Source organism: Pseudomonas agarici, from assembly GCF_900109755.1.
GTDB lineage: Bacteria > Pseudomonadota > Gammaproteobacteria > Pseudomonadales > Pseudomonadaceae > Aquipseudomonas > Aquipseudomonas agarici.
In genome coordinates, this window is record NZ_FOAR01000001.1 from 307,421 (window position 1) to 318,900 (window position 11,480).

The 11,480-nt window shown below is 61.2% G+C and carries 11 protein-coding genes and 1 pseudogene; 7 read left to right on the forward strand and 5 right to left on the reverse strand.

Going from position 1 to position 11,480, the window contains the following annotated elements:
- Window position 1: 1 nt before the first annotated feature.
- The 3 genes from BMX68_RS01355 to BMX68_RS01365 form a co-directional block, all read right to left on the reverse strand.
- Window positions 2-943, reverse strand: coding sequence for an AEC family transporter (locus BMX68_RS01355; protein ID WP_017130645.1), 942 nt, complete (start codon window positions 941-943; stop codon window positions 2-4).
- 71 nt (window positions 944-1,014) lie between these two features.
- Window positions 1,015-1,488: a WbuC family cupin fold metalloprotein gene (locus tag BMX68_RS01360; RefSeq protein WP_017130644.1), complete on the reverse strand. Its 474-nt coding sequence runs from the start codon at window positions 1,486-1,488 to the stop codon at window positions 1,015-1,017.
- Between the two features lie 3 nt (window positions 1,489-1,491).
- On the reverse strand, window positions 1,492-2,049 hold the full coding sequence (locus tag BMX68_RS01365) for a hypoxanthine-guanine phosphoribosyltransferase (RefSeq protein ID WP_017130643.1): 558 nt from the start codon (window positions 2,047-2,049) through the stop codon (window positions 1,492-1,494).
- Window positions 2,050-2,289: 240 nt separating this feature from the next.
- Here BMX68_RS01365 and upp point away from each other — a divergent pair, with 240 nt between their 5' ends.
- Both upp and BMX68_RS01375 read left to right on the forward strand, forming a co-directional pair.
- Entirely contained in the window at window positions 2,290-2,928 is a 639-nt protein-coding gene (gene upp / locus BMX68_RS01370; protein WP_017130642.1) for a uracil phosphoribosyltransferase, read from the forward strand.
- A gap of 1 nt (window position 2,929) precedes the next feature.
- Window positions 2,930-4,201, forward strand: coding sequence for a uracil-xanthine permease family protein (locus BMX68_RS01375; protein WP_017130641.1), 1,272 nt, complete (start codon window positions 2,930-2,932; stop codon window positions 4,199-4,201).
- Between the two features lie 37 nt (window positions 4,202-4,238).
- Here BMX68_RS01375 and hemH read toward each other — a convergent pair whose 3' ends face one another.
- Window positions 4,239-5,261: a ferrochelatase gene (hemH, locus tag BMX68_RS01380; protein WP_017130640.1), complete on the reverse strand. Its 1,023-nt coding sequence runs from the start codon at window positions 5,259-5,261 to the stop codon at window positions 4,239-4,241.
- A 13-nt stretch (window positions 5,262-5,274) separates the two neighbouring features.
- Complete coding sequence (locus tag BMX68_RS01385; RefSeq protein WP_017130639.1) at window positions 5,275-6,177, reverse strand: TIGR01777 family oxidoreductase; 903 nt, start codon at window positions 6,175-6,177, stop codon at window positions 5,275-5,277.
- Window positions 6,178-6,364: 187 nt separating this feature from the next.
- Between BMX68_RS01385 and BMX68_RS01390 the strand changes: the two genes are divergently transcribed.
- The 5 genes and pseudogenes from BMX68_RS01390 (at window position 6,365) to BMX68_RS01410 (ending at window position 11,471) form a co-directional block, all read left to right on the forward strand.
- Window positions 6,365-7,351 (forward strand): NAD(P)/FAD-dependent oxidoreductase, encoded by a 987-nt coding sequence (locus tag BMX68_RS01390; RefSeq protein WP_017130638.1) that lies wholly within the window; start codon window positions 6,365-6,367, stop codon window positions 7,349-7,351.
- 368 nt (window positions 7,352-7,719) lie between these two features.
- A pseudogene (locus tag BMX68_RS01395) lies at window positions 7,720-8,232 on the forward strand (YbgA family protein); the annotation flags it as partial.
- Between the two features lie 2 nt (window positions 8,233-8,234).
- Window positions 8,235-9,164 (forward strand): MerR family transcriptional regulator, encoded by a 930-nt coding sequence (locus BMX68_RS01400; protein ID WP_017130635.1) that lies wholly within the window; start codon window positions 8,235-8,237, stop codon window positions 9,162-9,164.
- Window positions 9,165-9,181: 17 nt separating this feature from the next.
- The gene (gene phrB / locus BMX68_RS01405) at window positions 9,182-10,627 is read left to right on the forward strand and encodes a deoxyribodipyrimidine photo-lyase (RefSeq protein ID WP_017130634.1); all 1,446 of its coding nucleotides are present in this window, start codon (window positions 9,182-9,184) and stop codon (window positions 10,625-10,627) included.
- A complete protein-coding gene (locus BMX68_RS01410) occupies window positions 10,620-11,471 on the forward strand; it encodes an SDR family NAD(P)-dependent oxidoreductase (RefSeq protein ID WP_017130633.1) in 852 nt (283 codons plus the stop codon). Before phrB ends, BMX68_RS01410 begins: the two co-directional genes overlap by 8 nt.
- Window positions 11,472-11,480 lie beyond the last annotated feature (9 nt).

Below are 11,480 nucleotides of genomic sequence, written 5' to 3' on the forward strand. Positions count from 1 at the left end.
GCTAGATCCAACCCCCCCACTGCAACACGAAGATGCCGATATTGGTCGTGATCGCCGCCATCAGGGTGGTGATCACAATAATCGCCGCCGCCAGCTCGTGATTGCCATTGGCCGCCCTGGCCATGACAAAACTGGCCGCCGCTGTCGGGCTGCCGAAGTAGAGAAACAGAATCCCCAGTTCCGCGCCGCGAAACCCATAGAGCCAGGCACCCAAGGTTGCAATGATCGGCAGGCTGACCATTTTCAGCAGGCTCGCACTCAGCGCCATATCACCGCTTTTACGCAATGCCGCCAGGGACAGGGTACCGCCGATGCAGATCAATGCCAGCGGCAGAGTCATCTGCGCCAGGTAATTGCCGGAAGTCTCCAACCATCTGGGCAGGCCGATCTGAAAATAAGCAAAGGGCACCGCGGCAATCACACTGATGATCAGCGGATTGCTGAATACGCTTTTGCAGATGCTCCAGGGGTCGGATTTGATCACCGGGCTGTAGACCGCCAGGACAATGGTCGACAGGGTGTTGTAGAACAGGATCACTAGCGCCGCGAGGATCGCTCCGAGGGAAATGCCGTAGTTGCCATACAGGCTGGCCGCCAGGGCCAGACCGATCACCCCGTTGTTGCCGCGAAAGGCGCCCTGAGTGTAGATCCCGCGATCTTCCTTTGGGCAACGCCAGATCGCCCAGCCCCAGGCAGCGGCGAACCCTGCCAGCGTGGCAACCGCGAAATACCCCAGTACCGCAGGTTGCCAGGCTGAATGCAGGTCGGCGTGGAGGATTCCGAGAAACAGCAACGCTGGCATGTTGACGTTGAACACCAGTGCCGAAGCCATATGGATGAAGCTGTCGTTGATCCAGCCGATGCGCTTGAGCGCCACGCCCAGGAACAACATGGCGAAGACGGGCGCGGTGATGCTCAATGTAGCGAGAAAGATGGCCAGCATGCCTTGGGAACCCGTTGCCTGTCGTCAGGTAAACAATGATGCGAATGATACGGCAAGCGTCCTTCTGGCGCTCAATCGAACTGCGCGCGCATCCAGGCTTGGTAGGCGCCGACACCCGCCTCGCCTTCACGCGGCGCCCAGGCCGCCCGCTCGCCATCGGCTACCGGGCGATAAGGGCCTGCCTTGCACTCGAACATCACGCTGTCGATTTCCAGGACCACCAGGCCATGGAACATCCCCGCAGGGAGATCCACGCCAGGGCAATCGCCACCGGCCCGCAACACCCGCTTGTCCAGCAGCGCGCCGGCCTCATCGAACACCAACAGACCCAGAGCTCCCTTGAGCACCAACAGGGTTTCTGCCTTGTCCGCACTGAGGTGCCGATGAGGTGGAATATAAGTGTTCGGTTGCAAGCCGACCGCCAGACGATGGCACGGTTCATCCATCTGATGAAAGTTGTGGTGCGCTCGCCCGCGCGCACTGGTCGCGGCCCTGCCGGCCAGGTCGGCAAACAACGCTTGGTCGAGAAAGCTCGGCGCGGTCATGGTTTACATGCCCTTGACAGCAAAGATGCCGGCGGCGTTACGCCAGTAGCCCTTGTAGTCCATGCCGTAGCCGAAGATATAACGGTCGATGCACAGTAGGCCGACATAATCAGCCTTCAGGTCCGCGCGGGCCTTGCGGTCATGATCCTTGTCGATCAACACGGCCGTATGCACCTGACGGGCACCGGCGTGCTTGCAGAAGTCGATAATCGCCCCAAGGGTGTGACCTTCGTCGAGGATGTCATCGATGATCAGCACGTCGCGGTCAATGAACGAGATTTCCGGCTTGGCTTTCCAGAATAGCTCGCCGCCGCTGGTTTCGTTGCGATAGCGGGTCGCGTGCAGGTAAGACGCTTCCAGCGGGAAATCGAGGTAGGTGAGCAATTTGCCGGAGAAGATCAGGCCGCCGTTCATCACGCAAAACACCACCGGGTTGCGCTCGGCCAGTTCGGCATTGATCTGTGCGCCGACCCGGGCGATGGCCGCTTCGACTTCATCATTGGTGTACAGGCAGTCGGCTTCGCGCATGACTTGACGGATATGTTCGAGATCGGCGGACATGGCGCTCTCCATAAGGGGGTGCGGGAAAAGTCGGCAAAGGTACGCACCCCGAAAGGCCAGATCAAGCGTTTCTGAACTAGCGCAAACTTGACGAGCCGCTACCGTTGAGCTGAGTGGCCTGCGAACTTGAACTCACGAACTCACCGTACAGACCACCCACGTACTACGCGTCTATAGGACATCTACCTCGGATAGATTAATCTAGGCCGTTTTTTTTGCCCGCCGCCGGAGCCTTTCCCCATGCCCACCCGTGAGATCCGCCATCCGCTGATCCGTCACAAGCTCGGCCTTATGCGCCGCGCTGACATTAGCACGAAGAACTTCCGTGAGCTCGCCCAGGAAGTCGGCGCATTGCTGACCTATGAGGCGACCAAGGACCTGCCCCTCGAAACTTATGATATCGAAGGCTGGTGTGGCACCGTGCAAGTCGAGAAAATCGCCGGCAAGAAAATTACCGTGGTACCGATCCTACGCGCCGGCATCGGCATGCTCGAAGGTGTGCTCAGCCTGATTCCAGGCGCCAAGGTCAGCGCCGTGGGCGTGGCCCGCAACGAGCAAACCCTCGAAGCCCACACCTACCTGGAAAAACTGGTCCCGGAAATCGACGAGCGCCTGGCGATGATCATCGATCCGATGCTCGCCACCGGTGGGTCGATGGTTGCCACCATCGACCTACTGAAGAAAGCCGGTTGCAAGGACATCCGTGCGATGGTCCTGGTGGCGGCCCCCGAAGGCATCGCGGTGGTCGAGAAAGCCCACCCGGACGTGACCATCTACACTGCCTCCATTGATCGGCAACTCAACGAGCACGGCTACATCATCCCCGGCCTGGGCGATGCCGGTGACAAGATCTTCGGCACTAAGCAGAAGGACGCCTGACATGCAGGAGGAGTTCAACGACCCGCTGTGGCGCACGGTACTGTCCGGCGCACAAATGCTCTTCGTCGCTTTTGGCGCCCTGGTGTTGATGCCACTGATCACCGGCCTCGACCCGAACGTCGCGCTGTTCACGGCGGGCCTGGGGACCCTGCTGTTCCAACTGGTTACCGGGCGTCAGGTACCGGTATTCCTCGCTTCGAGCTTCGCCTTTATCACCCCGATCATCCTCGCCAAGGGCCAATTCGGCCTCGCGGCGACCATGGGCGGGGTGATGGCGGCCGGTTTCGTCTACACCTTCCTCGGCCTGGCGGTGAAGATCAAGGGCAGCGGTTTTATCGACCGACTGCTGCCACCGGTGGTGATCGGCCCGGTGATCATTTCCATCGGCCTGGCCATGGCGCCGATTGCCGCGAACATGGCGATGGGCAAGGCCGGCGACGGCGCCGAGCTGATCCATTACCAGACCGCGATGATGATCTCGATGCCGGCGCTGCTGACCACGCTGATCGTGGCGGTGTTCGGCAAAGGCATCTTCCGTCTGGTGCCGATCATTTCCGGGGTCCTGGTGGGGTTTGCCATGTCGTTCTACTTCGGCGTGGTCGATACCGCGAAAATCGCCACCGCGCCTTGGTTCGCCCTGCCGCACTTCACCGCACCGGAATTCAACTGGCAGGCGATCCTGTTCATTGTACCGGTAGCGCTGGCCCCGGCCATCGAGCATATCGGCGGGGTGATCGCGGTGGGCAGCGTGACCGGTCGCGACTACCTGAAGAAACCGGGACTACATCGCACCCTGTTAGGTGATGGGATCGCCACTACGGCAGCCGGCCTGTTCGGCGGCCCTCCTAACACCACCTATGCCGAAGTGACCGGCGCGGTGATGCTGACCAAAAACTACAACCCGAAAATCATGACTTGGGCAGCGATTTTCGCCATCAGCCTGGCATTTATCGGCAAGTTCGGCGCACTGCTGCAAAGCATTCCGGTGCCGGTGATGGGTGGAATTCTTTGCCTGCTGTTCGGCTCGATTGCCGCAGTGGGAATGAACACCCTGATCCGCCACCAGATCGATCTGGGCGAAGCACGCAATCTGGTCATTGTTTCGGTAACCCTGGTGTTTGGCATCGGCGGCGTGCTGGTGGGCACCGGCACCGGACCGGACGACTTCGGCCTCAAGGGCATCGCGCTGTGTGCCGTGGTGGCGATTGCGCTGAATCTGTTGCTGCCAGGCAATGACAACTGGAGGCAGAAGAAGGCGCACGAGCCGTTGTAGTCAGACCCACGCGGACCATGGGAGCAGACCCCATCCCCTATAATGCCAACGGCGCCCGCTGACACAGGGCGTTCAGCGCCGCCGCCCACTGTGGTTCATCGTTCAGGCACGGAACCAGCACCAACGCCTCGCCCCCCGCCGCGATAAATTGCTCGCGCCCGCGATCGCCGATCTCCTCCAGCGTCTCGATGCAATCGGCGACAAACGCCGGGCACATCACCAGCAGCTTCTTCACGCCGGCCTGGGCCAATTCATCCAATCGCGCTTCAGTATAGGGTTCGATCCACTTCGCCCGGCCCAGCCGGGACTGGAACGACACCGACCACTGCCCGTCCGCCAAGCCCATGCGCTCGGCAAACGCTGCCGCCGTGCGTAGGCATTGGCCGCGATAACAGGTGGCCACAACCTGCGGTGGCGCACCCGCACAGCAATCACCACCGCCTGCAAAGCTGTGGCCGGGATTGAGCTTCTTCAGATGGCTTTCCGGCAAGCCGTGAAAGCTCAGCAGCAAATGATCGAAACCCTGCTCCAGATGCGGTCGGGCACTGGTCACCAGGGCGTCGAGATATTCCGGCTGATCATAGAACGGTCGCAGAATGGAAAACCGCACCTCCAACCGTTTGTCCCTGACTACCCGCCGGGCCTCCTCGATGACCGTGGTCACAGTGCTGTCGGCAAATTGCGGATACAGCGGTGCCAATGTCACCTGGTGGATGCCCTGAGCCGCCAGCCGGGTCAGTACCGTCTCAATCGACGGCTCGCCGTAACGCATTGCCAACTCCACCGGGCCTTGAGTCCACCTCGAAATCATCTGCTGCTGTAGGCGACGGCTGAGCACTATCAGTGGCGAACCCTCCTCCCACCAGATCGAGGCATAGGCATGGGCCGACTGCTCGGGGCGCTTGATCAGGATCAGCGACACCAGCAAGCGCCGAAGCGGCCACGGTAGGTCAATCACATAGGGATCCATCAGGAATTGATTGAGGTAGCCGCGCACGTCCGCGACCGAAGTAGAAGCTGGCGACCCCAGGTTGACCAGAAGCAAGGCGTGATCAGTCATGCAACGTCCTATTTCAGAGGCGGCTCGACAGGTCGTCGAGGGCCGCAGGCAAATCGTTGAACCGAAAAACAAATCCCGCCGCCAGCAATCGGGTCGGCAGGGCGCGTTGGCCACCGAGCAGCAGCAGCGATAACTCACCCAAGCCCAGACGCAACACGAAAGCTGGCAGAGGCATCAGCGCCGGGCGATGCAAGACCTTGCCCAAGGCCTGCGCGAACGCCTGATTGCGCACCGGTTTAGGCGCGCAGGCATTATAAGGACCGGCGGCGTCGCCGCGATGCAGAAGAAAATCAATCAGGGCAATTTGATCCTGTAGATGAATCCATGACATCCACTGCCGACCGTTACCGATCGGGCCGCCCAGGCAAAGCTTGAACGGTAGCAACAGGCGCGACAAAAAACCGCCCTCAGCCGCGAGCACCAGACCGGTTCGTATCCACACCACACGAATGCCCAAGGCCTGCGCGCACTGTGCGGTTTCTTCCCAGGCGATACATAATTGGCTGGCAAAATCTTCGCTGACCGGTGGCGAATCTTCCGTCAGCTCACGCTCACCACCATCGCCATACCAGCCCACCGCCGACCCGGAGATCAGCACGCTCGGGCGTTGCTCACGCCCTTCGAGCCAGACGAGCAGCGTTTCGGTCAACTGGATCCGGCTGCTCCACAGCAATGACTTGCGTTTGCGAGTCCAGGGCCGGTCGCCAATCGGCGCACCGGCGAGGTTGATCACCGCATCCAGCGGCTCACCGGCCAGATCCTCCAGATGTTGCACGCCACGCACCTGCGCCCCGCACAAACGGGCCACTTCCCCGGGTCGGCGGCTCCAGACCGTCAAGCGGTGCCCCTGTGCCGACCAGTGCTTGCACAACTGGCGCCCGATCAAACCAGTACCGCCCGTCAGCAATATGTGCATGAAAGTGTCCTCGCGTAGCGTTTTGCCGTGAGCGTTAGTCTATTTTTATAAACAGGGCTCTTTTCTTCTCGACTGTTTAACAATAGGACAGCTTCAGACAATGAGAAGATCGCGACTTATACCTAAAAACAATATTGTACAGGTTTTACCGACGGCGTAGTCTGTGCAGACAGGTAACGAGGCCCCTATGACTTTACCTATCGCAATAATTGGTGCCGGTATCGCCGGACTCTCAGCCGCCCGCGCATTGCAGGATGCCGGACACGCTATCGAACTGTTCGATAAGAGCCGCGGTAGCGGCGGGCGCATGTCGAGCAAACGCAGCGATGCCGGGGCACTGGACCTGGGTGCACAGTATTTCACCGCCCGCGATCGGCGTTTCGTCAACGAAGTACAACGCTGGCAGAGCCAGGGCTGGGTCGCCGAATGGGACCCGACGCTCTACACCTGGCAGAACGGCCAGTTGAACGTGTCGCCGGACGAGCAGATCCGCTGGGTGGGTACCCCGCGTATGAGCGCCATCACCCGTGGCCTGCTGGGGGACCTGCAGACCCACTTCAACTGTCGCATCACCGAAGTATTCCGCGGCGAGCAGCACTGGCACTTACAGGATGCCGAAGGCCTCACCCACGGCCCATTCAGCCACGCCATCATTGCCACGCCGGCCCCCCAAGCGACCACCTTGCTGGCGGCTGCGCCGAAACTCGCCAGTGCCGCCGCCGGGGTGCAGATGGAGCCGACCTGGGCCATTGCCCTGGCGTTCGCGACCCCGCTGGATACGCCGATGGAAGGTTGCTTCGTGCAAGACAGCCCGCTCGCCTGGCTGGCCCGCAACCGCAGCAAGCCGGGACGCAACGACCAGCTCGACACCTGGATCCTGCATGCCACCAGCCACTGGAGCAAACAACACCTGGACCTGTCCAAGGAAGCCGTGATCGAACACTTGCACGGAGCGTTCGCCGAGCTGCTGCATATCACCATGCCACCACCGACCTTCACCCTCGCTCACCGCTGGCTCTATGCCCGGCCAGCCGGCGCCCACGAATGGGGTGCCTTGGCCGATGCCGACCTGGGTCTGTATGTATGCGGTGACTGGTGCCTGTCCGGTCGCGTCGAAGGGGCCTGGCTCAGCGGCCAGGAAGCCGCCCGCCGGCTACTGGAACATCTGGCGTGAACCGGATCCCCTCCTGCATGCTGCAGCCGAACGGGACAGTAGTTCGTTCGCAAATCGTGAAAAACTTCCTGGGCACCCGCCTGCTCGGCGACGAAATCGGCACCGTGCCGGAACCCGAGCTGCAAGCGGACAGATGGGCGCAAAATAGCCGACCACAACCGCTCTATACAAAATATTTGACTTGCGCACGATAGAACCTATGATGAAATTTACTTGTACAAAATCAAAATCTTGTACAATTAAATTTACGAGGTTCGCCAATGCCCGTGACTACCGCCGCCGCCCACCCACCGAAGATCGCCATCAGCGCCTGCGCGACGGGCGTCGAGGTGCGCAACTCCAGTGGACACAAGGAGTGGCGACAGTGGGAAGAGGGCTGCCTGACCGATCCGGTGTTGCGGGACAACTTCCTGACCCGGGTCTTCGCCTACGCCGCCTGGCAGGAGTTGCGTGCCAGCGGCTTGAGCCGCCGCGGCCTGACTGACTTTCACTCGCGCTACAAGTACCTGTTGATGGCCCATAACCCGCTGCAGTACAAGGTGCTGGGCCGCCTGCTAGGCAGCATGGGCAAGTCAGACCCGAACGAGATCGGTCCGCGCTACTTCAGCCAGCTGATGGCCGCCTTGAAACAATGCGCGACCCGCCGCACCCATACCAATGTCCTGCAACACCTCAGCGGCTACTTGAGGCATTCCCTCAACACCGAAGACAAACAACACATGCAGCAACTCATCGGCCAGTACCGCCTCGGTATCGTACCGTTGAGGGTGCCGCTGACCCTGCTCAAACAGCACTTTGGCCAACACCCTGATCCCTATGTAGCCTTGCAGGTCTACCTGCAACCCTACCCGGAACACCTCAGCCTGCGGGACGTGATCTGACCATGCTCACCGCCGAAGACGACAAATCCAACCCCGACTACGCCAGCGCTCTGGTCGCCGGCTGGTTGCCGATCCGCGAAGTAGCCCGGCAGACCGGCGTCAACGCCGTCACCCTGCGGGCCTGGGAACGGCGTTACGGACTGATCGTGCCGCACCGCACGCCCAAGGGCCACAGGCTGTTTTGCGCCGAACATATACAACGCATCCAGACGATTCTCACCTGGTTGAATCGTGGAGTAGCCATTCGCCAGCTCAAACAGTTGCTCGATGCCCCGCAGCCATTCGCCGTCGACCCGGAAAACCACTGGCATCGGTTGCACCACAACTTGATCCAAGCCATTACCCGGCTGCAAGAGCGTCAGCTCGATGAAAGCTTCAACCAGGCGATGTCGCTATACCCGCCCCGCACGGTATGCGAACAGCTACTGATCCCTCTGCTGGCAGAGCTCGAACAACGCTGGCAGGGCCAGTTCGGCGAGCAGATGGAGCGAAGCTTTTTCTACTCCTGGCTACGCAGCAAGCTCGGCGCACGGATCTATCACAACAATCGCCAGCTCAAGGGCGCGCCGCTGTTGCTGGTCAACCAGTCAGACCTGCCGCTGGAACCGCGCTTGTGGCTGACCGCCTGGCTGGCCAGCAGCGCCGACTGCCCGGTAGAAGTTTTCGATTGGCCCCTGCCGCCCGGCGAACTGGCGCTAGCCGTCGAGCACCTGAAGGCGCGGGCCGTGGTCCTTTACTCCAGCAAGGCGATGAATTTGACCCATTTGCCCAGGCTGCTGAGCCGTATTGTTCCCCCCAAACTGATCGTCGGCGCCACGGTGCGTATCCACTTTGCCGAGCTGTCGGTATATATCGACGAGAACCCTGACGTCAGCCTGGCCGAAGACCCGTTGGCGGCCCACCAGAGCCTGGCTCGGCTCGGATTGCTCTAGCGGCCTGTGGAATGACTATGCAATTGCTTTGGCTGCGCACCGACTTGCGCCTACATGACAACACAGCCCTGACCGCCGCCGCCCGGCGCGGCCCCATGGTCGCGGTGTATCTGCTGACGCCCGCACAATGGCAAGCCCACGACGACGCCCCGTGCAAGGTCGACTTCTGGTTGCGCAACCTGCAGGAGCTGAGCCAAGTGCTGGCCACACTAAATATTCCCCTGCTGATTCGCCATGCCGACACGTGGGACCAGGTTCCCTCGGTCCTGCTCAAGCTGTGCCAGGACCTGAGAGTCGAAGCCCTGCATCTCAACGAAGAATACGGCGTGCACGAAAGTCGCCGCGACCGGGCCGTGGCCAAGGCCGTCGAAGCCCAAGGCATTAGCTGCCACCGTTATCTCGATCAATTACTCTTCAAACCCGGTAGCGTGCTGACCCTCACCGGCAGCTATTTCCAAATCTTCAGCCAGTTCCGCAAGGTTTGTTACAGCCGCCTTCACGGTGCATTGCCGGCAATGGTCGAGGCCCCCGGAGCACAGTTGCCGCTGAGCGTGGGCAGCGACCCGATTCCTGTCGAAGTCGAGGGTTTCCCCACACCGACCCAAGCCCTGCGTGACCTCTGGCCTGCGGGAGAAGCCGAGGCCCGGCGGCGCCTGGACAGCTTTGCCGACCAGCAGATCGAGCATTACCAGAGTGAGCGGGATTTTCCGGCCAAACCGGCCACCAGCCAGCTATCCGCCTACCTCGCCGCTGGCGTGATTTCCCCTCGCCAGTGCCTACACGTCGCGCTACGCAATAATCAGGGCGAATTCGACAGTGGCAATGTCGGCGTCGTCACTTGGATCAACGAGCTACTCTGGCGCGAATTCTACAAACATATTCTGGTCGGCTATCCGCGGGTCTCGCGTCACCGCGCTTTTCGCCCGGAAACCGAAGCCGTGGCCTGGCGCGATGCGCCGCAGGATCTGGCGGCCTGGCAACAGGCGCGTACCGGCCTGCCGATCATCGACGCAGCCATGCGCCAACTGCTCGAGACCGGCTGGATGCACAACCGCCTGCGCATGGTGGTGGCGATGTTCCTGACCAAGAACCTGTTGATCGACTGGCGCGAAGGCGAGCGTTTTTTTATGCGCCACCTGATCGATGGGGACCTGGCGGCCAACAACGGCGGCTGGCAGTGGAGCTCGTCCACCGGCACCGATTCGGCGCCCTATTTTCGGATCTTCAATCCGGTCAGCCAGTCGGAGAAATTCGACAGCGAAGGCTTATTTATCAAGCACTGGCTGCCGGAACTGGCGGGGCTGAACAAAAAGCAAGTGCACAGCCCGCCGGCCCTCGACGGCCTTTTCGGTGTCGCTGACTATCCACGGCCGATCGTCGACCTGGCAAAAAGTCGCGCACGTGCCCTGGCTGCCTTCAAGAACCTGTCATCGCGGCTGGATGCCGGAGGTATAAATGAGTGACTTCCCGCACCCTTTCGCCGCACGCTGCACTGCCCAGGACTCGCCAACCCACGTCGAATGTGGCCCCCAGCCGCCAGCACGCCGGATCTGGCTAGCAGGTGCCAGCGCTGGGATTGGCGCCGCCATGACCGAAGTGCTGCTCAAGAGCGGCGTCCAACTGGCCGTCAGCGCCCGTGATGCCCAAGCGCTGAAAGCCCTTGACGAGCGTTATCCTGGCCAAGTGTTTGTGGTGCCCGGTGACCTGACAGACAGCCAACAGGTACGCGAGATCGGCGAGTGTATCAAGCAGGTTTGGGGCAGTCTCGACACGGTGATTATCAACGCCGGCACTTGTGAATATGTCGAGGCCCAAGCGTTCGATGCCTCGGTCGTCGAACAGGTGGTGCGCACCAACCTGCTTGCCAGTAGCTACTGCATCGAGATCGCGCTGCCACTGCTCAGAGGCGGGATCAAACCACACCTGGTGAGGATCGCCAGCGCCGTGACCTTCCTGCCGCTACCCTGCGCCGAAGCCCAAGGCGCCTCGAAAGCCGGTATGCGCCACCTGTTCGAATCCCTGCGTATCGACCCGGCCTGCCAAGGTATCGACGTCACCCTTGTCGGCCCTGGCTTCGTCGACACGCCGCTGACACGCAAGAATGATTTCCCCATGCCTCTGAACTGGCCGGCCGATCAGGCCGCCAGCTATATTTGCGAGAAGCTCCCTAAACACCCGCCGGAAATCAGCCTCCCGGCCCTGTCCATGGCCGGGCTTTGGCCGCCGCCGCTCCTGTCCAAGCGCCGGCAACCGGCGATCGACAGGCGCATGGTGCGCAATAGCGGCAAGGACAAGGACCTCTCATGAGGGTATCGA